General features: G+C 66.3%; 19 protein-coding genes. 15 read left to right on the top strand and 4 right to left on the bottom strand.

Features of this window, described 5'->3' with window-relative positions; genetic code table 11:
- Window positions 1-38 precede the first annotated feature (38 nt).
- The 3 genes from LZD57_RS19500 to LZD57_RS19490 all read right to left on the bottom strand — a co-directional run bounded on the left by LZD57_RS19500 (window position 39) and on the right by LZD57_RS19490 (window position 1,330).
- Window positions 39-473, bottom strand: coding sequence for a hypothetical protein (locus tag LZD57_RS19500; RefSeq protein WP_233721255.1), 435 nt, complete (start codon window positions 471-473; stop codon window positions 39-41).
- A gap of 79 nt (window positions 474-552) precedes the next feature.
- Complete coding sequence (locus LZD57_RS19495; RefSeq protein ID WP_233721254.1) at window positions 553-957, bottom strand: hypothetical protein; 405 nt, start codon at window positions 955-957, stop codon at window positions 553-555.
- A gap of 106 nt (window positions 958-1,063) precedes the next feature.
- Window positions 1,064-1,330 (bottom strand): hypothetical protein, encoded by a 267-nt coding sequence (locus tag LZD57_RS19490; protein ID WP_233721253.1) that lies wholly within the window; start codon window positions 1,328-1,330, stop codon window positions 1,064-1,066.
- Between the two features lie 108 nt (window positions 1,331-1,438).
- On the opposite strand from LZD57_RS19490, the gene LZD57_RS19485 reads away from it, so the two are divergent.
- The 15 genes from LZD57_RS19485 (at window position 1,439) to LZD57_RS19415 (ending at window position 16,939) form a co-directional block, all read left to right on the top strand.
- Window positions 1,439-1,717 (top strand): PfkB family carbohydrate kinase, encoded by a 279-nt coding sequence (locus LZD57_RS19485; RefSeq protein ID WP_233721252.1) that lies wholly within the window; start codon window positions 1,439-1,441, stop codon window positions 1,715-1,717.
- A complete protein-coding gene (locus tag LZD57_RS19480; protein ID WP_233721251.1) occupies window positions 1,714-2,799 on the top strand; it encodes an ABC transporter ATP-binding protein in 1,086 nt (361 codons plus the stop codon). The genes LZD57_RS19485 and LZD57_RS19480 overlap by 4 nt, the downstream gene beginning before the upstream one ends.
- Window positions 2,800-2,908: 109 nt before the next feature.
- Window positions 2,909-3,922 carry a 2-keto-3-deoxygluconate permease gene (locus tag LZD57_RS19475; RefSeq protein WP_233721250.1) on the top strand — a complete coding sequence of 338 codons (1,014 nt, stop codon included), beginning with the start codon at window positions 2,909-2,911 and terminating at the stop codon, window positions 3,920-3,922.
- Window positions 3,919-5,265 (top strand): four-carbon acid sugar kinase family protein, encoded by a 1,347-nt coding sequence (locus LZD57_RS19470; RefSeq protein ID WP_233721249.1) that lies wholly within the window; start codon window positions 3,919-3,921, stop codon window positions 5,263-5,265. The genes LZD57_RS19475 and LZD57_RS19470 overlap by 4 nt, the downstream gene beginning before the upstream one ends.
- The gene (gene pdxA, locus LZD57_RS19465) at window positions 5,262-6,281 is read left to right on the top strand and encodes a 4-hydroxythreonine-4-phosphate dehydrogenase PdxA (protein ID WP_233721248.1); all 1,020 of its coding nucleotides are present in this window, start codon (window positions 5,262-5,264) and stop codon (window positions 6,279-6,281) included. Before LZD57_RS19470 ends, pdxA begins: the two co-directional genes overlap by 4 nt.
- A 141-nt stretch (window positions 6,282-6,422) precedes the next feature.
- A complete protein-coding gene (locus LZD57_RS19460) occupies window positions 6,423-7,958 on the top strand; it encodes a sugar ABC transporter ATP-binding protein (protein WP_233721247.1) in 1,536 nt (511 codons plus the stop codon).
- Window positions 7,955-8,959, top strand: a complete 1,005-nt coding sequence (locus LZD57_RS19455) for an ABC transporter permease (RefSeq protein ID WP_233721246.1) — start codon at window positions 7,955-7,957, stop codon at window positions 8,957-8,959. The genes LZD57_RS19460 and LZD57_RS19455 overlap by 4 nt, the downstream gene beginning before the upstream one ends.
- Window positions 8,956-9,984, top strand: coding sequence for an ABC transporter permease (locus LZD57_RS19450; protein WP_233721245.1), 1,029 nt, complete (start codon window positions 8,956-8,958; stop codon window positions 9,982-9,984). Before LZD57_RS19455 ends, LZD57_RS19450 begins: the two co-directional genes overlap by 4 nt.
- Before the next feature lie 106 nt (window positions 9,985-10,090).
- Complete coding sequence (locus LZD57_RS19445) at window positions 10,091-11,323, top strand: sugar ABC transporter substrate-binding protein (RefSeq protein WP_233721244.1); 1,233 nt, start codon at window positions 10,091-10,093, stop codon at window positions 11,321-11,323.
- A 100-nt stretch (window positions 11,324-11,423) separates the two neighbouring features.
- The gene (gene hisD, locus LZD57_RS19440; RefSeq protein WP_233721243.1) at window positions 11,424-12,713 is read left to right on the top strand and encodes a histidinol dehydrogenase; all 1,290 of its coding nucleotides are present in this window, start codon (window positions 11,424-11,426) and stop codon (window positions 12,711-12,713) included.
- Window positions 12,714-12,729: 16 nt separating this feature from the next.
- Window positions 12,730-13,770 carry a LacI family DNA-binding transcriptional regulator gene (locus tag LZD57_RS19435; protein WP_233721242.1) on the top strand — a complete coding sequence of 347 codons (1,041 nt, stop codon included), beginning with the start codon at window positions 12,730-12,732 and terminating at the stop codon, window positions 13,768-13,770.
- Window positions 13,763-14,320, top strand: coding sequence for a hypothetical protein (locus LZD57_RS19430; RefSeq protein ID WP_233721241.1), 558 nt, complete (start codon window positions 13,763-13,765; stop codon window positions 14,318-14,320). The genes LZD57_RS19435 and LZD57_RS19430 overlap by 8 nt, the downstream gene beginning before the upstream one ends.
- A gap of 30 nt (window positions 14,321-14,350) precedes the next feature.
- Entirely contained in the window at window positions 14,351-15,235 is an 885-nt protein-coding gene (locus tag LZD57_RS19425; protein ID WP_233721240.1) for an N-acyl homoserine lactonase family protein, read from the top strand.
- A 5-nt stretch (window positions 15,236-15,240) separates the two neighbouring features.
- Window positions 15,241-16,179 carry a 3-hydroxyacyl-CoA dehydrogenase gene (locus LZD57_RS19420; RefSeq protein WP_233721239.1) on the top strand — a complete coding sequence of 313 codons (939 nt, stop codon included), beginning with the start codon at window positions 15,241-15,243 and terminating at the stop codon, window positions 16,177-16,179.
- Between the two features lie 10 nt (window positions 16,180-16,189).
- Window positions 16,190-16,939, top strand: a complete 750-nt coding sequence (locus LZD57_RS19415) for an SDR family NAD(P)-dependent oxidoreductase (RefSeq protein ID WP_233721238.1) — start codon at window positions 16,190-16,192, stop codon at window positions 16,937-16,939.
- A 245-nt stretch (window positions 16,940-17,184) separates the two neighbouring features.
- On the opposite strand, the gene LZD57_RS19410 is transcribed toward LZD57_RS19415, so the two are convergent.
- The gene (locus LZD57_RS19410; protein WP_233721237.1) at window positions 17,185-18,927 is read right to left on the bottom strand and encodes an SLC13 family permease; all 1,743 of its coding nucleotides are present in this window, start codon (window positions 18,925-18,927) and stop codon (window positions 17,185-17,187) included.
- Between the last annotated feature and the right edge of the window lie 10 nt (window positions 18,928-18,937).

The following is an 18,937-nucleotide window of genomic DNA, read 5'->3' as shown; positions in this document are numbered from 1 at the left end:
GCCGACAGTCCACCGTCGCCCATCGCTCGGATCGCAGGTCAGCCGGCTTGGCTCGCCGCTGCAGTCGGCGGCGCTGCATCAGGTGTCATCTGAGCCGCCGGCTCCTCGTCCGGTGCCGGAAGCGTCCAGGCATCGGCCAGTTCCTCCGCCACCCGATCCGAGGCCTCCCCGTCCAGGCGCGACACCGCCCGGCCGAGTTCCGAATATTGCCGCACCGCGGTATCAAGCCACTCCCTCTGCAGCGCTTCGGCGCGCGAGAAGTCCCGGCAGGTCATGAGCCCCAGGAACGTCTTCTGATCCTGGACGAAACGCTCCACGACGAAGCCGAGGCTTTCGGTGACGAGCCTCGCCGCGCTCTGCCGGCAGAGTTCCGCAAGTCGAAGGGGAACGTGCAAGGCCTGATAATCGAGGAAGAGCAGTTCCGACGGCTGCATCACGGCGTCGGTCAGAGCCTCTGTCGGTGTCCGTCGCATCGTGACCTCCTCCTGCATCGCCGGCTGGACTTTGCGCTCGTCGTCGGCGCCCCGTTGCAAAGCGCCGTCGGGCGGCCGGTCACAGCTCCTGGACGCGCTTGATCTGATAGGTGTGCATGACGCCGCGATGGCTGATCGACACGTATTCGCCGGGAACGAACCGTTCCGCGCCGAGGCGGAAGCCGATCTCGTCGTCGTCGCGGCCCTCCACGTAGTCGAAGTACCAGGTGCCGCCGGGCTTGCGCCTGAGGCGTCCGATCTGGTCGGGCTCGTCCTCGTGGAATCGGCGGACGCGGCAGGCGGCCTGATGCGCCTTCCATTCGACCGGATCGAGATGGCCCGAAGCATCCAGCGGGACGACGAGATCGTAGCCCTGATGGCGACTGCCGTCCGGGTGGCCCTTTTCGCGGGCGAGCTCCAGCCGGACGTGCCGGAAGCTGGGTGTGAGTTCGGCGTGTCCGAATTTTGCAGCGGTGGCGCTCATGGCCATTCTCCTCGGATGGTCCGAGGATCTAAAGGGTCGATCGGCCGCGTCCGCCTTGATGCAGATCAAGATGGCGTCGGTTTCGATGCGCTCGCCCGACGATCCGTCAATCGGGCGCGACGAGGCCGTTCTGGATTGCCGAAAAGCGGGGGTCGAACGTGCGGGCGATGGGTTCGGCCGCCGCCCCGGCGGCCACCATCCACGGATCGGCGCCCCCGATCGTCAGCCGCGGCAGCTCTCTGGCCGGTCTGTCGGCATGGGACGGCAGCAGCGGAAGCATGCGTTCGCATAGCGCGTCGAGAAGCGACGATGGGATCGCCCCGCCGAAGACGATCGTATCGGGATCGAGAAGCGTCTCCAGGATCTGGACCACCCATCGCAGCCTTGCCCCCCGGCCGCGTCGAGCCATTCGCCGGCAGCCCCGCTCTCCAAGGCTTCGTCGATCGCCGGGAAGAGGTCGGGCATCGCCGCGGGCGTCGCAATGCTTCGCCGCAAGCTTCGGCCGGACGGCGTCGTCGTCGCCAAGCTCGGCGCCAAAGGCGCGATGGCGCAGGCATCCGACGGCGCGCCGATCCATCGCCCGGCGCCGCACGTCGAGGTCATCGACACGATCGGGGCCGGCGACGTTTTCAATGCGGGGTTTCTGATGGGGATCGCGGCGGGCGATCCGCTGGCAGAAGCGCTCGATGCCGGCATCGCGATCGCCTCGCGGGCGGTCTCCACCTCGCCCCGCCTCTACGCGCTGAAAGATCCGACATGAGCACCCTCGAAATCGCCGGCGTGACGAAGCGCTTCGGCGCCATCGACACCCTGAAGGGCATCGACATCGCGCTTCAGAGCGGCGAGTTCCTGGTGCTGCTAGGCCCGTCGGGCTGCGGCAAGTCGACCCTCCTCAACATCGTCGCCGGGCTTCTGGAGCCGAGCGGCGGCGACGTCCTGATCGACGGCCTTTCGATGCGCAAGGTCCATCCGAAGAACCGCGACATCGCGATGGTCTTCCAGTCCTATGCGCTCTATCCGAACCTTTCGGTCGCCCGCAACATCGGTTTCGGCCTCGAAATGCGCAAGGTGCCGAAGGCGGAGCGGGACGTCGCGGTGCGGCGCGCCGCCGAGATCCTGCAGATCGAGCCGCTGCTCGCCCGCAAGCCGGCGGAGCTGTCCGGCGGCCAGCGCCAGCGCGTCGCCATCGGCCGGGCCCTGGTGCGCGATCCCAAGGTCTTCCTGTTCGACGAGCCTCTGTCGAACCTCGACGCGAAACTGCGGACCGAGATGCGCACCGAGCTCAAGCGCCTGCATCAGAAGCTGAAGGCGACCATCGTCTACGTCACCCACGACCAGGTCGAGGCGATGACGCTCGCCACTCGCATCGCGGTGATGCGCGAGGGGCGGGTGGAACAGATCGGATCGCCCCGCGAGATCTACGACCGCCCCGCGAGCCTCTACGTCGCCGGCTTCATGGGATCGCCGCCGATGAATCTCCTCGAAGGCCGCGTATCGGAAGACGGCGAACGCTTCGAGGCCGATGGCGGAACCTGCCTCATCCCGATTCCCGCAGCGGCCCGAAAGACGCTCGGCTCCGGCCGCGCGCTCATCGCCGGCATCAGGCCCGAGCATCTCGCACCGGCAAGAGCGCAGGCCGCGACGGCTCTGTCGATGGATGTCGAGGTGGTGGAACTCACCGGCGCGGAGACGCTGTTGATCGGCCGCACCGGCGAGCAGACGCTCATCGCCAGCGTCAAACCGGACGACGCCCCCCCGACGGGCGCACCCTTCACCTTGACGGTTCCGCCCGAAAGCGTCCGCTGGTTCGATCCGGACGGCGGCAAAGCGATCGAGGCGTGACGACCGGATGACCGCTCGACGTCGATCCGATCCCCCCCGGAACAAAGCAGGACTTGCTGATCGATAGCCGTGCCTTACGTCGTGAAAACGTTTGCGATGGATCATCCCTATGAAAATCAAGGCGACACTCGACCGCATACCCGGCGGCATGATGGTCGTACCGCTGCTCCTCGGCGCGACGATCAACACGTTTCTGCCGGGCCTGCTCAGGATCGGCAATTTCACCCAGGCGCTCTTCGTCGACAGCGCCGGTGCCCTCATCGCTCTCTTCCTTCTGTGCGCGGGCGCGCAGATCAGCCTGACCAATGTCGGATCGGCAGCTGCGAAGGGCGCGACGCTCCTCGCGGTGAAATGGCTCGTCGGCGCGGCGGTCGGCCTCCTGGCCTATGTCCTCGCAGGAACCGACGGCCTGTTCCTCGGCATGGTGCCGCTCGCGATCATTGCGGCGATGACGAATTCGAACGGTGGGCTCTACGTCGCGATCGTCGGTCAGTACGGCAAGGCCGACGACAAGGCGGCCTATTCGCTGCTCGCTTTGAACGACGGGCCGTTTCTCACCATGGTCGCATTGACGATCTTCGGCGCCATGGGCTTCGTGAATGGGCTCTTCTCGATCGTCTCCTTCGTCAGCGTGCTTTTGCCGATCGTCGTCGGCATCGTCCTCGGCAACCTCGATCCGGACCTGCGCAACTGGTTTGCCAGGGGCAGCGACATGCTGATCCCGTTCTTCGCTTTCGCGCTCGGCATGGGCATCGACTTCGGAGCGATCATCGCGGGTGGCCTCGCCGGCATCGCAATCGGCGTCATGACGACGCTCTTCACGGGCACCGTCGGCTACCTTGTGTTCCGGGCGATCGGCTGGAACCCCATCGTCGGTTCGGCGGAAGGTTCGACGGCCGGCAACGCTGTCGCTACGCCGATGGCGATCGCCGCCGCCAACCCCGTCTTCCAGAGCGTCGCCCAGCTTGCCACCGTCCAGGTCGCGGCCTCGACGGTCACGACGGCGATTCTGCTGCCCCTCTACGTGTCGTTCCTCGTGTCGCGGACGGATGCCCGGCGGATCGAAACGGCGCGGGACGACGAGGCGCTGGACGCTGCGGAGGCAGGGACGCAGGCCCGATGACCGGCCCCGCCGAAACCGCGGCGGCTCGGCGTTCCGCCTCTATCCTCGTTTTGGCGGACGATCTCACCGGGGCGGCCGATTGCGGACTGCAGTTCACCGCGTCCGGTCTGAGGACGCGGGTCTTTCTCGATACTGCAGCAACGGCCGAGACGTCCGGCTGCGATGCGATCGTCATCGATTGCGAGAGCCGGGCGCTGGAAAGCGATGCCTCGAGGTCCGCCATCGAGACCGCGATGAACGGCATCGCTCTCGACGGAGTGCGGCTGTTCAAGAAGATCGATTCGACCATGCGCGGCAATGTCGGCGCCGAAATCGACGCCATGGCCCGCAAGTCGGGATGCCGAACCGTTCTCGTGACGCCCGCCTACCCTTCCATGGGCCGGACCGTCGCCGAAGGGGTTCTCCTGGTCGATGGCACTCCGGTGGACAGGACCGCGATCGCGCGGGATCCCGCTACCCCCGTCGTCGAGAGCAGGATCATCGACCTGATCAGTCCGCAGATGCCGGATGTCCGCATCGTCCCGGTCTTGCCGGACGAGTTGGGCGACGTCGACCGGATCCGGCAATGGGCCACGGCGGCGGCGCAGGCCGGAACCTATCTCTGCCTCGTCATCGACGCGAGAACCGACGATGATCTGCAGCGTGCCGCCGCGCTCGGCGGCGAGATGGAGGGTGTGGCCGGGCCCATTCTGTGGGCCGGGTCCGCCGGGATCGCCGAACACCTCTCGAAGCTCTGGGGTGGCTCGGCCGGCGCCGGGCCGACCGACCTTCCGCCGGCGAGGCGTCCGGCTCTCCTCGTCTGCGGCAGCGTCAATCCCGTTGCGATCGAACAGATCGACGCAGCCTGCGCGGCGCATGGGATCGAACCGGTCGTCATGTCGGCCGAAGCCCTCATTGACGACGCACTGGAGGTCGAAGCCAAACGCTGCGCCGACGAGGTCGCGGCGATCTATGCCCGGTCGAGCAAGATCGCCGTCCTGACCACATCCCATCAGAGCCAGCAGATCCGACGTGTCATGGAGCTCGCGGCGAAGAAGGGGCTCGGCCGCAGGGAGGCCAGCCGCCTCGTCGCCAACGGTCTTGGCCGCGTCGCCAAACTCCTCCTGGATGCAGGGACCATCGGACGGCTCGTCGCCACCGGCGGCGACACCGCCCGCGCCACCATGGAAGCCTGCGGAATCACGGCCGTCGACATTCGCGGAACGGTCCTTCCCGGCATGCCCCTCGTTACGGCAATCGGGCCGCTCGAGTGCCATATCGTCACCAAGGCCGGCGGCTTCGGCCACCGCGAAGCTCTGGCGGAAGCGATGACATATCTGATCGAAGGAACAGTGAACCCATGAAGCCGACCATTGCCATCACCATGGGGGACGTTTGCGGAATCGGCCCGGAGATCGTAGCCCGCACCGTCATCGACCCCGTAACGCTGGAGCTCTGCCGACCGGTCGTCGTCGGCGACGCTGCCGTTCTGGAAAAGGCGCGACAGATCGTCGGCGCGCACTTCCGCATCCAGTCCTTCGAACCAGAGGAAGCCATTCCCGGAAGCGAGGGCGGGACCGTCCTCTGCGCCGATCCTGGGCTCGATCTCGGTGACCTGCCATTCGGCGAGGTTCGGGCCGAGGCCGGCAACGGGGCGTTCCAGTTTCTGAAAGCGGCAGTCGAGATGGCGAAGGCCGGCAAGGTCGCGGCGATCGCGACGGCGCCGCTCAACAAGGAAGCCCTCCATGCCGGAGGCCACATCTACCCCGGCCATACCGAGATCCTCGCCGAGCTGACCGGAACCGAAAGCTACTCGATGATGCTGGCGGCGCCGAAGATGAAGGTCATCCATCTCACCACCCATGTCGGCCTTCTGGAGGCGATCCGCCGGATCGACCCGGATCGGACCTATCAGGTGATCCGCCTGGCACAGGACACGCTGGCGGCGGCCGGCAACCCGCACCCGAAGATCGCCGTCTGCGGCATCAATCCGCATGCTGGCGAGAACGGGCTGTTCGGCGAGGGCGAGGAGGAGAAAAAGCTCGTTCCAGGTATCGAGAAGGCGCAGTGCGAGGGCATCGACGTCAAGGGACCTCTTCCCGCCGACACCCTCTTCTACCGGGCGATGCGCGGCGACTTCGACGTCGTCGTCGCCTGCTATCACGATCAGGGCCACGCCCCGGTGAAGGCCGTCGCCTTCGACGAAGGGATCAACATCACCGTCGGCCTCAAGGGCGGCATCATCCGCACTTCCGTCGATCACGGCACGGCCTTCGACATCGCGGGCAAGGGCGTCGCGCGATACGAGAGTCTCGTCGCCGCGATCCGCTATGCCTGCGAACTCGCGCCGAAGCCGCGCGAGGTCCACGCCGTCCTCTGACGGGACGCGCACCGCCAGCACCGGTCAAAACTCCCTGTTGACAGTCGCGATCGATCAGCGTTTGATCCTGGTATCGTTTGCAGCAAACGTTTGCTGCAATCGCTTGCAGCACGCCATGCGACCTTTGGGAGGAGGGCCATCATGAGCGAAGCGAGGATGGCTTCCGTCGAGTGCCGCGGCGTCTCGAAATCCTATGGGGCGACCGTCGCCCTCGAGGATGTCTCGATCTCCATCGGCCCGGGCGAAGTCCACGCGCTGCTCGGCGAGAACGGTGCCGGCAAGTCCACACTGGTGAAAGTGCTCGGCGGTGTCGTCGAGCCGGACCGCGGGACGATGTCGCTGACCGGCGAGCCCTATGCCCCGAGCTCGATCCTCGGCGCACGCCGCTGCGGCGTCGCCATCGCCTTTCAGGAACTCAGCCTGCTGCAGAACCTGACGGTGGCCGAGAACTTGTGCCTGCCCAAACTGCCGGCGGCAAAAGCCGGACTGTTTTCACGCGGCCGTACGATCGAGAAGGCATCGCAGATTCTGGCGCGTTTCGACCTTCCCCTCGATCCGGAGGAAGCGGTGGGTCGGCTTTCGCTTCCCGATCGTCAGCGGCTGGAGATCGTTCGGGCCTTTTCCCACGGAACGCGGCTTCTGATTCTCGACGAGCCAACCGCTTCACTCTCGGATGTCGACTGGCTCTTCCGGCTGATCGAGAATGCCAGGAAGGCCGGGACCGCGGTTCTGTACATTTCCCACCGGCTGGCCGAAGTCCGCTCGATCTGCAGCCGGGCCACGGTTCTGCGGAATGGCCGAAGCATCGATACAGTCGATCTCGCCGGCGCCGACGACAACCGCATCTTCGAGATGATGGTCGGCCGTTCCGCGAAGAAGACCCTGTCGACCCATGCCGGCAAGCCGAAAAGCTCCGGGGCGGTCTTGTCCGTCAGCGATCTGACGACCGACATACTGGACAGCGTGTCCTTCGAGCTGAAAGAGGGCGAAATCCTCGGCGTGGCGGCCCTCGAAGGGCAAGGGCAGCGGGACCTGTTCCGCAGTCTCGTCGGTCTCGAGAAGCGCCGTTCCGGCTCGATTTCGGTCGATGGCAAGGTCGCCGACATCCGCAGCCCCAAAGGCGCCCTCGCCTCCGGCCGCGGCATGGCGTTTCTTCCCGAGGAGCGGAAGACCGAGGGGATCTTCGCGAGCCTCACCACCGCATCCAACATGACGCTGCCCGTCGTCGGGAACGTCGCCTCCTTCGGCGTCGTCTCCCGGTCGAGGGAGCGCGATGCCGCCGGCGAGACGGCGGACGTCGTCGATCTCGCCCGACGCTATCTCCCGTTCAGGATTTCCGACCTTTCGGGTGGCAATCAGCAGAAGGCGCTGCTTGCCCGGACGGTAATGACCGGCGCGCGGATCCTTCTGCTGTTCGATCCCACCCGCGGCGTCGACGTCGGGACCAAGCAGTCGATCTACGAAGCCATTCGCCAGTTCACCGAAGATGGCGGTTCGGTCCTGTTCTATTCGTCCGAGCTGCCCGAGATCACCAGCCTCGCCCAGCGTTGCCTCGTCCTTTACGGCGGGCGGATCGTCGAAGCGTTCGAAGGCGACGCCATCGAGGAGCAGAACCTCGTCGGGGCGATGATCGGCCATCGGGAGGACAGCGCCGCATCGAAGGGAGCGTACTCGTGAGCTACGCCGCCAGCCTCGCGACAGAACGGACCAGTCGGCCGACACTGCGACTGAAGCGCATGCTGTCCGGCGGCGCGGCGGTGGTCTTCGTCCTCTATCTGGCGATGTACGCACTCTATGCCTGGTTCGAGCCCTCGGCCCTGTCGCTCTACACCTTCACCAATCTGATGAACAATTCCGCGCCGCTCGCCATCGCGGCGGCGGGCGAGACGATGGTGGTGCTGGCGAGAGGATTCGACCTCTCCGTCGCCGGCGTGATCTCACTGACCAACGTCTTCATGGCGATTTATCCGATCGAGGGCCCGCTCGGCGCCCTCGCGAGCCTTGCGATCTGCATGGCGATCGGCGCGGCCGTCGGGGCGATCAACGGGTTTCTGGTGGCGAAGCTCGGCCTGCAGACCATCGCCGCAACCCTCGGCACGATGATCGTCTGCCAGGGGCTTTCCCTCGTCTTCCTCGACGCGCCGGGCGGCTACGTCGCCCAATGGGTCTCCTACGAGCTGACCGACACCCTGTTTGGCGTCCTGCCGATCTCGGGCCTCATCGTTCTGGCTGTCGCGCTTCTGTGGGCTGGATTCTCGCGCACCAACACCGGCCTCGGGATCTACGCCGTCGGTGCGGACGAGCAGGCGGCGTCCCTGTCCGGCATCTCGGTGACGGCGACGCGCTTCGCGGCCTTCGTCGGCGCCGGCATTCTCTACGGCCTCGCCGGTTTCATGCTGAGTGCCCAGACCGCGACGGGCGATCCGAACGCCGGGGAATCGTTCCTGCTGCTCGCATTCGCCGCCGTGGCGCTCGGCGGGACATCACTTTCGGGCGGCCGCGGCGGTATCCTCGGATCGATATTCGGCGCTGGCGTTCTCATGCTGCTGCAGAAAGTGCTCTTCGCCGCCGGGGTCTCGTCCTTCTACACCGGCATGTTCCAGTCGGTCATCCTCGTCGCGGCGATCGTCCTCGGCAACCTGATCGGCCGGACCTTCTCGAAGGGAGCGGTGCGATGAACCAGACGACCGGAAACGACGGTTCGGCCACGGACACCTTCGCGCACGTCGAGGACAGGCGCGCCTCGAGCGGGATCGATCGGGATCTCGTCAACATCGTCGCGGTGTTCGCCCTGTCGGCGGTGCTGATCCTCTGCTCGCGTTTCGTCAGCCCTGCCCTCGGATCATGGAACCAGGTCCTGACGATCCTGACGCTGTCGTCGTTCCTGATCGTCCTGTCCTTCGGCCAGGGTCTCGTCATCCTCGTGGGTGGGCTCGATCTCTCGACGCCCTCGCTCGTCGTCATCGGCGGTGTCCTCGCGACCGTCTACGGCAGCGACGGCAACGCCTTCTACGTCCTGCCGATCGCCCTTTGCGTCTGCGCGCTGATCGGGCTCGTCAACGGCGCGGGCGTCGTGATTCTCGGCATCCCGCCCTTCATCATGACGCTCGCATCGTCGATCTTCGTCGCCTCGGCGGCCCTCGGGCTCACCGGCGGTACGCCGCGCGGCAATTCTCCGGAAATCCTCGCGTTCCTGATGAAAGAGCGTTGGCTCGGCATTCCGGTCGTCGTCTATTTCGTCGTCCTCTTCGCGATCGTGGGCTGGATCGTCCAGAGCCGGACGACGCTCGGCCGCCGCCTCTACGCGATCGGCGTCAACCGGGAAGCCGCACGCATCGCCGGCATCGATGTCGGGCTGACCGAAGCCATTCCCTACGCCATCAGTGCGGCCTGCGCCGGCTTCGTCGGCATGATGCTGGTCGGCTATTCCGACGGCGCGACGCTGCGGATGGGCGACAGCTACCTGCTTCCGGGGATCGCCGCAGTGGTGATCGGCGGCTCCTCGATCCTCGGCGGCAGCGGAAGCTTCGTCGGCACGGTCGGCGGCGCAATCCTTCTGACGACGCTCGGAACCGTCATATCCGCCATTGGTCTCGACCAGGGATATCGGACGATCATCGAGGGTTCGATCATCCTCGTCGCGCTCGTCCTTTTGCGCGAGGACCTTTTTTCCGGGCTGCGGCTGCGCAACCGGAAGGCATGAACGCGGTGCCATTGGGAGGGCCGCGTCGACCCCGATGGAGGGAGGTTCCATCGATCTGCCACGTCCCCCGCACAGGGGACGGACAGCAACAGGGAGTGAAGACACGATGAGATTGAACAAACTGATGAAAGGCGCCGCCTCCGCGACGATGATCGCGGGATTGGCCGCGACGTTCGGCGCGACGCTGGCGCAGGCCCAGGACTCGGGCTCCGACAAGAAGTACAAGATCTATCTCGCCATGAGCTACAGCGGCAATTCCTGGCAGTCGGAAGCCGCCAACATCGTCAAGGCGCTGGCCAAGACCCCGCCTTACGACAAGCAGGTCGAACTGACCGAAGTGATCTCGGGAACCGATCCGCAGGCGCAGATCTCCGCCTATGAGAGCATGATCCAGGCCGGCGCCGATGGCGTCATCAGCTTCCCGATCTCCGCCACCGCCCTCAACCGCACGATCAAGCGCGGCTGCGATCAGGGCGTGAAGTTCTTCATGTACGACGCGACGGTCACCGAACCCTGCGCCTACAATGTCAGCTTCATCACGGCTGGCTTCGGCGAGAACACCGCCCAGGCGCTCGTCAACGAACTCGGCGGCAAGGGCAAGATCTTTCTGTCCCGCGGCGTTCCGGGCAATTCGGTCGACAAGCGCCACACCGACGGCGCCATGCACATCTTCGACCAGTATCCCGGCATCTCGGTCGCGGCCGAATATTACAGCTACTGGGACGACCGCACGACCCAGCAGGAAACCGCAAAGGCCCTCGCTGCTCATCCGGACGTCGACGGCATCTGGGCGCAGGCCGGTGAATACGGTGCCGTCCAGGCTCTTCTCGACAAGGGCGGCAAGCTCGTTCCGATCACCGGCGAGAATTCGGACGGTTTCCGTCTGGCTCTGGCCGATCCGAAGATGCAGGATATGGGCCTGAAGGGCGTCTCCTCCGGTTCGCCGCCCGCCTCTGCCGGCTATGCCTTCAAGATCATGATGGAAGTCCTCACCGGCAAGCGCGACCTCGAGCCGATGAACATCCAATATCCGCTGCCCTGGGTTCCGGCCGCGGACGTGAAGCTCTGCGAGGGCGACACCTTCGAGAACGGATGCAACGTCTTCCCGTCGGAGAAGGTCCCCTCCTCCTTCGTCACCGAGGTCTTCAACCCGACGCTCCTTCCGGAACTGACGCTGACCTCCGCCCTCGACGGCAATCCGACGCCTGGGGCGACCATTCAGCCGCTCCCCGAGGAGATCACGAAGGCACCGGACTCGCCGGGCATCAACTGCCAGCGTTGCGAGGCGCCGGAGAACCAGTATGAGTTGACCAAGGTCAAGGCAACCGTCCAGCCCTGATCCCTGCCCCGTCGGGACGGCCCTGGTCGGCCGTCCCGTCCCATCCGATGACGCCCACCCGATCACAGAGCCGTCACTCTCGAACCGATGAGGAACTCCGATGCCAACCTTTCTCAAGAAGGGTCAGAATCCCGACGAGACGGCCGCGGCCGACAAGAAGACCCGCGAGACGGTCGAAAGCATTCTGTCCGACATCGAAAGCCGTGGCGACGCCGCGGTCCGGGAGTTATCCGAGAAGTTCGACAAGTGGTCGCCCAAGGCGTTCAGGCTGACCGAGAGCGAAATCGCGGACGCGATGTCGAAGGTCTCCGAGCGCGACCTCGACGACGTCAAGTTCGCCCAGGCCCAGGTCCGGAACTTCGCGCAGAAGCAGCGCGAGTGCCTGAAGGATCTGGAAGTGGAGACCCTTCCCGGCGTCATTCTCGGGCATCGCAACGTGCCGGTCGAATCCGTCGGATGCTACGTTCCAGGCGGCAAGTATCCGATGGTGGCCTCGGCCCACATGAGCGTCGTCACCGCGAAGGTGGCCGGCGTCAAGCGCATCATCGCCTGCGCCCCGCCCTTCGAGGGAGGCCCGCATCCGGCGATCGTCACCGCCATGCATCTCGCCGGTGCCGACGAGATCTACGTTCTCGGCGGCGTCCAGGCGGTCGGCGCGATGGCTCTCGGCACGGAGACGATTGCGCCGGTCGACATGCTGGTCGGCCCCGGCAACGCCTTCGTCGCAGAAGCCAAGCGGCAGCTCTACGGCCGCATCGGCATCGATCTGTTCGCCGGGCCGACGGAGACCCTCGTCATCGCCGACGACACCGTCGACGGCGAGATCTGCGCGACCGACCTCCTCGGCCAGGCCGAACACGGGCCGACCTCGCCGGCCGTCCTTCTCACGAACTCCGAAAAGCTCGCCCGCGACACGATGGAGGAGATCGAGCGCCAGCTGAAGGTCTTGACGACCGGCGAAACCGCCCGGCAGGCCTGGGAAACCTTCGGCGAGGTCATCGTCTGCGACAGCCAGGAGGAGATGCTGCAGGAAGCCGATCGCATCGCTTCCGAGCATGTGCAGGTCATGACCCGCGACCCGGACTATTTCCTCAACAACATGCGCAACTACGGTGCGCTGTTCCTCGGCCCGCGCACCAACGTCGCCTATGGCGACAAGGTCATCGGCACGAACCACACTCTGCCGACGAAGAAGGCGGCGCGCTATACCGGCGGTCTGTGGGTCGGCAAGTTCCTCAAGACCTGCACCTACCAGAAGGTGCTCACCGACGAGGCGAGTGCCGAGATCGGCGAGCGGTGCTCGCGCCTGTGCATGCTCGAGGGCTTTGCCGGGCATGCCGAACAGGCCAATATCCGCGCCCGCCGCTACGGCGGACGCAACATGGCCTGACGGGTTGGATCCGGCGGTGAGCACCTTTTCGAACGACCAGGAAATGCGGGCGAGGATCACCGCCAAACAGCTCGCCCGCGACCTCGGCATGTCGATCTCGACCGTCTCGCGTGCCTTCGACCCGAAGTCGGTGGTCGCTACCGAGACCCGTCGCCGCGTGCTGGAGCGGGCGGCGGAGATCGGCTATACGCCCAATCCCCTCGCCCGGAGCCTCGTCACCCGGCGCACGCGGATCATCGGGCTCGTCGTCTCCGACGTCGTCAATCCGTTCTATCCCGAGATGATGGCGCGGTTCACCTCGAGCCTCCGGGACGCCGGCATGAACGCCATGCTGCAGGCATCGAACCCCGACGAGATGATCGACGACGCGGTGCGCATGCTCCTCGACTACCAGCCGGACGCCGTCGTGGTGATGGCAGCGACGCTTTCCTCCGCGGCCGCGCTCGACTGCCGGCGGGCGGGCATCCCCGTGGTGTTCTTCAACCGGCTTTCCAGCGACCCGCATTCGTTCGGCATCGCCTGCGACAATGTCGAAGGTGGACGACGCGTCGCGCAATTCCTGTTCGATAGCGGTCACCGGAAGCTCGCCTACGTCTCGGCTCTGAAAGACGCCTCCACGAACATCGAGCGCTGCCGGGGATTCCAGGAACGATGCGCCGATCTCGGGCTTGAAGAGCCAGCCGTCGTGGAGGCGGGATCGTTCTCTTACGAAGCCGGCTACCACGCCGCCGCAAACCTTGCCGAGCCCGGCTCCTGCGACGGCTACTTCTGCGCCAACGACATTCTGGCGATCGGCTTCATCGAGGGAATCCGCCAGGAAACGAACCTGCGCATTCCGCAGGATTTGTCCGTCGTCGGCTTCGACGACATCGCGATGGCGGCATGGCCCTCTCACGGGCTGACGACCATCCCGCAGCCCGTCGACGAAATGCTCGCCGAAACCTTGAAGACGCTGGAGGGCCTCGGCTCCGCCGGCATGTCGCGGGAACCGTTCGTCCGGCGCATCGCGCCCGGGGAGGTCATCGAGCGGAAGACGACGAGGAGACGTGATGGCTGATTTCAGAACGGATCCGGGCTTTCTCGACCGTGCGGTCACCATCCACCGCGCCGACTGCGAGGCGCTGGCCCGGACGTCGGGCCCTTCGCCTGCCGAAACGCCGCCGTCCCCCGATCTCGACGAAGCCGTGGCTGCCTACGTCCTCGCCGCGCGGCGGGCTTATGACGGGATGCGTCGACAGATCGGCCATCTCGCCGGACTTCTCATTCTGGCCGAAGCGGGCGGACGGGAGGTCCTCGCCGTAGCCGCCCTGTCGGACGCCAGGGAAAAATGGGACGCGATCGAGGCCGTCCTCGAGACGGCCAGAACGCCGCCGCGGCTCGACCACCACCGCGAAAGCCTCCGTCTGGCTCATCACCTCATCGGCACGGCCCTGTCGGCCTTCGACCAGATCGGCCTGCGCGGAAAGGGCGCCGGACCGGCGATCTCGGCGCAGCTCAACGGGGCCTATCGGATTCTCCAGGGCATCGCCGAACCGAGGGCCGGGATGACGATGGTCGATTTCTCTCACGCATGCTGCAGCTGCGCCCAGCATGCCAACCGACGCTGAAGGCGCAAAGACGACAAAAGGGAGGATTCAATGGCAGATTATTCGATCTGGGTGCTCGAATACAGCTACGTCAAGGACTACCACAAGAGCGGCGTGCTCTACGGAGCGCATAACCAGGGTTACGTGAAGCTGCCCTACTGCTACGTCCTCATCAAGGGCAACGGCCATACGGCGATGGTGGACGTCGGCTACAACGACAAGGACTACGGCAAGCATCTCGCCGACAAGTTCGGCGTCGAGAACTGGCATTCGCCGAAGGAGGTTCTCGCCGGGGTCGGTGTCAGCCCCGAGGAGGTCGACACGGTCTTCGTCACCCATTCTCACTTCGACCACTTCGGCAATGTCGAAGCGTTTCCGAACGCGCATTTCTACATCCAGGAGCGCGAAATCTCGAAGAACGTCTGGGCCATGGCCCTGCCCGACCGGATGCGCTGGATGATGACGGCAGTCGATCCGGGCGACATCCTGCGCGGCGTCGGCCTTGCGCAGCAGAAGCGCCTGACCATGGTCGACGGGTCGCTCGAGGACGCGCTGCCGGGGATCGATCTGCACGCCGCCGTCGACAGCCACACCTACGGCTCGATGTGGGTGACGGTGCGCAACGACGGCAAGAAGCAGTCGAGCGACACCTGGGTCCTCGCCGGCGATCTCGTCTACGTCTTCGAAAACGTCGAGGGCAGCGGCTCGGCGGTCGACGTCGACACGCTCTACGTGCCGGTCGGCCTCGCCGCGGGCAGCCAGACGAACCTCGTGCTCGCCACCGAGGAGATGATGAAGCAGACCGGCTACGAAGCGCGGCGCGTCATCCCGATTCACGAAGAGCGTCTGAAGGACACCTTCCCGTGCCGGATCACCGAGGACGGGCTGCGGATCTCGGAGATCTGCCTTGCCGACGGTGAAAGCTCGAAGGTTTGAGGCCCATGAAGCCCATCGAAAAGGTCGCGATCGTCGGATCGGGTCTCGTCGGCCGAGGCTGGACCATTGTGTTCGCCCGCGCAGGCATCGACGTCGGCGTCTACGACAGCGACGTCACCATCAGGGCCGAAGCCAAGGATCGTATCGCGACGAGCCTGGCCGACATGAAATCGGCCGGCCTGATCGACGACGTCGACGGCATCCTCGCCCGCATCCACGTGGTGGACGAACTGGAGGGGGCAGTGGCCGAGGCCGACTACATTCAGGAGTCGGTCCTCGAGCGCACGGATGTGAAGACACAGGCGAGTCTTGCGATCGACGCCGTCATGCGCAGCGACGCGGTCGTCGGCAGCTCGAGTTCGGGCATTCCGGCCTCGGCCTTCACGCAGGCGTGCCGGAACCGTGGCCGGTTCCTGATCGCCCACCCCGTCAACCCGCCGCATCTCGTGCCGGTCGTGGAACTCGTACCGGCACCCTGGACCGACGCTCAGGTCCTGCCGTGGCTACGCGCCGAGATGGAACGGACCGGCCAAGCCCCGATCGTCGTCGATCGCGAGATCGAGGGCTTCATCCTGAACCGGCTTCAGGGCGTGCTCCTGATGGAGGCCTGGAAGCTCTTCGAGGAGGGCTATGCCAGCGCAGCCGACATCGACCTGACGATCTCCAAGGGCCTCGGCATGCGATGGTCCTTCGCGGGACCCTTCGAGACGATCGACCTCAACGCCCCCGGCGGCGTGCGCGACTATGCCGAGCGGCTGGGTCCGCTCTACCAGTCGATCGCAAAGGCGCGCACCGATCCGAAGGTCTGGTCGGACGAACTGATCGCCCGCGTCGAGGCGGAGCGTCGCTCGATCTTGCCGGAAACGGAGCTTCGCCGACGCAGCGAATGGCGGGACCGGCGTCTGATGGCGCTCGCCGCCCACCAGAAAGACCAGCCGCGATGAGGGAGCGACGATGACGGAACAACTCGCCGGAAAAGTCGTGCTTGTGACCGGGGCGACGGGCGGGATCGGCTCGGCGATCGCCACGCGGCTGGCGGCCGCCGGCGCAGACCTGATCCTCGGCTATCGCTCCTCGCGGCAGAGCGCCGAAGCCTTGCTGCAGAGACTCGGCGGCAACGGCCATATGATCGCGAAGATCGACGTGGTGAACTCCACCGACCTTGCGGCGGTCATGGCCGGGGTGGCCGACCGCTATTCCAAGCTCGACATTCTCGTGAACTGCGCGGGGACGACCCGGTTTGTCCTCCATGACGATCTCGATGCGTTGGACGACGAACTGATCGACCGCATTCTTGCCACCAATGTCCGTGGCGCGATCGCCGCGGCCAGAGCAGCAAAACCTCTGCTGATGCAGTCCGAGGACGGCCTGATCGCCAATATCTCGTCGATCGCCGCCCAGACCGCAATGGGTAGCAACATCGCCTACTGCGCTTCGAAGGCAGCGTTGGACAATCTGACGAAATCATTGGCGAGAGCGCTGGCGCCCGCCATACGGGTCGTATCGATCTCGCCCGGTCTCGTCGACACCGAGTTCGTCGCGGGCCTCGATCCCTCGTGGCGCGACAGGCAGCAACTCGCAACGCCGCTCGGCCGTCTCGGTCGCCCGGCGGAGGTCGCAAACGCCGTCCTCGCCGCGGCGACGATGCTGACCTTCACGACCGGATCTGTCATTCCCGTAGATGGGGGACGGCCGCTTCAATAAAGTATGGATGATCCCCGTTGGGATGCCACGGTCTTCGTCGCCGCCCGTTCCGCCGCCAACTCGTCCTCGCTCGAGGCTGCCTCCGCATCCTCGATTGACGCGACCGGACAGCCAATACTTCCCGAGGTCCGCCGAAGGCCGGGCAAGCGTGTCGCTCTCGGCTCTGCCAACGCGAGTGGCAAACGCATGACGGTAAACGCCGAACCGAAGCCGGCAAGGTCGACCTTCCGCCGGACCTCCCGGCGTCATCCGGCCAGCATCGCGGCAGCGAGAGCCGCCAGCCCCGCGAGCACGGTGAGCGGCAGGCCGAGGCGCACGAAATCGCCGAAGCGGTAACCGCCGATGCCCATGGCGAGGGTGTTGTTGTGGTGGCCGAAGGGGGTGGCGAAGTCGAGCGACGCGCCGACGGCGACCAGAAGGAGCAGCGGCTCGATCGGGACTCCGGCGGATCGTCCCATGGCGATCGCCACCGGCGCCAGGGCGACGGCCGCCGACACGTTGTTGACGAAGGGCGTGACGAGGATGGTCGCCGCCAGCACGACGAGGGCGACGCCCCAGGGTCCGCTTGCTCCCGAGGCGGCGAGCAGGCCGTGGGCGATCACGTCCGCCGCGCCCGTCGTTTCGACCGCCGTCCCGAGCGGGATCATCGCCGCGAGCATGATCAGGATCGGCCAGTTGAGATCGGCGACCGCCTGGCGAAGCCGGACGACGCCGGCAAGGGCCAGCACCAGCACCGCAAGGCCGAAGGCGACTTCGGGCGTCAGGAGATCGAGGGCCGATGCCGCGACGGCGGCCGCGAAGGCGGCGACGGTGATCCAGCCCTCGGGCTCCGGCGCGCCGAAGCCTCGCGGGGTGACCGCGAGACAGTCGACTTCCGCCAGCGCCTCGCGCACGGCCGCCGGATCGCCGCGCAGCAGGAAGACGTCGCCGACGCTGAGCGACACGTCGGCGAGCCGACCCTCGATCCGCCGGGCCTGCGGCGAGACGGCGACGAGATCGACGCCATAGCGCTCGAAGGCCGCGATGTTGCCGGCTGCGGTTCCGACGACCACGCTCTGGGGCAGCACCACCGCCTCGATCCATTCGCGCTCCGCGCCGGCGCCTCGCCCCGGCAGCATCTCGGCCTCGCCCTTCCGGCCGAGTTCCATCGCCGTGGCGACGTCCGTCTCGGCGAGCAACACGTCGCCGGCGAAGATTCGCCTCGCCTCCCGGCGACCGAAGACATGCCGGTCGTCCCGGAGCTGCGAATGGACCGTGCCCGCCATCCGCGCTTCGAACTCGCCGAGGCCGAGGCCGACGAGCGACGAGCCTTCCGGGATGCGGAACTCGGCGACGAAATGGCGCGGGCCGGCGATGTCCGGCTTTGCGGCTCCGAGGCCCCGCTCACTCAGAATGCGGCCGGAGAACAGGCAGAGATAGGCCACGCCCGCGATCGCGGCCGCGCCGCCGACCGTCGCCGTTTCGAAGAAGCCGAAGGGCGCCGCCACCGCGTCGCGCGTGAAGCCCGAGACGACGAGGTTGGCGGGCGTCCCGACCAGCGAGCATGTCCCGCCGAGGAGCGTCGCGAAGGATAGCGGCATCACCACCGTGCCGGGGCGCGTCCCGGTGGCGTGGCACAGCGAGAAGGTCAAAGGCAGCATCAGCGCGAGAGCGCCGATATTGTTCATGAACACCGACAGGCCGGCTCCGAGGCAGCAGACCGCGGCAAGGACGGCCGTCTCCGTGTGAAGCCGCTTCGCGAGGCCCTCTGCGAGCCAGTCGACGAGGTGCGAGCGCACCAGCAGCTGCACGATGATCAGAATCTCCGCCACCGTCAGGACGGCAGGGCTGGAAAAGCCGGAGAAGACCGATCCGGCCGGAACGAGGCCGAGCCCCGCGCCGACTGCGAGGCCGCAGAGCGCCACCAGCTCGATCCTGAACCGATCGAGCGCGAAGGCCGCCAGGAGGGCCACCATCAGGACGACGACGGCCGCCTGTTCCGTGGTCATGTCCACCTTC

It is taken from the genome of Jiella avicenniae, from assembly GCF_021390325.1.
GTDB lineage: Bacteria > Pseudomonadota > Alphaproteobacteria > Rhizobiales > Rhizobiaceae > Jiella > Jiella avicenniae.
Note: the sequence above shows the minus strand (reverse complement) of the source record. Positions and strands in the feature narration are given on the sequence as shown.

What these genes read in the sequence shown, in the direction of transcription:
- LZD57_RS19500 (WP_233721255.1), bottom strand. Translation starts at nt 473, where the DNA reads ATGCGACGGACACCGACAGAGGCTCTGACCGACGCCGTGATGCAGCCG.
- LZD57_RS19495 (WP_233721254.1), bottom strand. Translation starts at nt 957, where the DNA reads ATGAGCGCCACCGCTGCAAAATTCGGACACGCCGAACTCACACCCAGC.
- LZD57_RS19485 (WP_233721252.1), top strand. Translation starts at nt 1,439, where the DNA reads ATGCTTCGCCGCAAGCTTCGGCCGGACGGCGTCGTCGTCGCCAAGCTC.
- LZD57_RS19480 (WP_233721251.1), top strand. Translation starts at nt 1,714, where the DNA reads ATGAGCACCCTCGAAATCGCCGGCGTGACGAAGCGCTTCGGCGCCATC.
- LZD57_RS19475 (WP_233721250.1), top strand. Translation starts at nt 2,909, where the DNA reads ATGAAAATCAAGGCGACACTCGACCGCATACCCGGCGGCATGATGGTC.
- LZD57_RS19470 (WP_233721249.1), top strand. Translation starts at nt 3,919, where the DNA reads ATGACCGGCCCCGCCGAAACCGCGGCGGCTCGGCGTTCCGCCTCTATC.
- pdxA (WP_233721248.1), top strand. Translation starts at nt 5,262, where the DNA reads ATGAAGCCGACCATTGCCATCACCATGGGGGACGTTTGCGGAATCGGC.
- LZD57_RS19460 (WP_233721247.1), top strand. Translation starts at nt 6,423, where the DNA reads ATGAGCGAAGCGAGGATGGCTTCCGTCGAGTGCCGCGGCGTCTCGAAA.
- LZD57_RS19450 (WP_233721245.1), top strand. Translation starts at nt 8,956, where the DNA reads ATGAACCAGACGACCGGAAACGACGGTTCGGCCACGGACACCTTCGCG.
- LZD57_RS19445 (WP_233721244.1), top strand. Translation starts at nt 10,091, where the DNA reads ATGAGATTGAACAAACTGATGAAAGGCGCCGCCTCCGCGACGATGATC.
- hisD (WP_233721243.1), top strand. Translation starts at nt 11,424, where the DNA reads ATGCCAACCTTTCTCAAGAAGGGTCAGAATCCCGACGAGACGGCCGCG.
- LZD57_RS19430 (WP_233721241.1), top strand. Translation starts at nt 13,763, where the DNA reads ATGGCTGATTTCAGAACGGATCCGGGCTTTCTCGACCGTGCGGTCACC.
- LZD57_RS19425 (WP_233721240.1), top strand. Translation starts at nt 14,351, where the DNA reads ATGGCAGATTATTCGATCTGGGTGCTCGAATACAGCTACGTCAAGGAC.
- LZD57_RS19420 (WP_233721239.1), top strand. Translation starts at nt 15,241, where the DNA reads ATGAAGCCCATCGAAAAGGTCGCGATCGTCGGATCGGGTCTCGTCGGC.
- LZD57_RS19415 (WP_233721238.1), top strand. Translation starts at nt 16,190, where the DNA reads ATGACGGAACAACTCGCCGGAAAAGTCGTGCTTGTGACCGGGGCGACG.
- LZD57_RS19410 (WP_233721237.1), bottom strand. Translation starts at nt 18,927, where the DNA reads ATGACCACGGAACAGGCGGCCGTCGTCGTCCTGATGGTGGCCCTCCTG.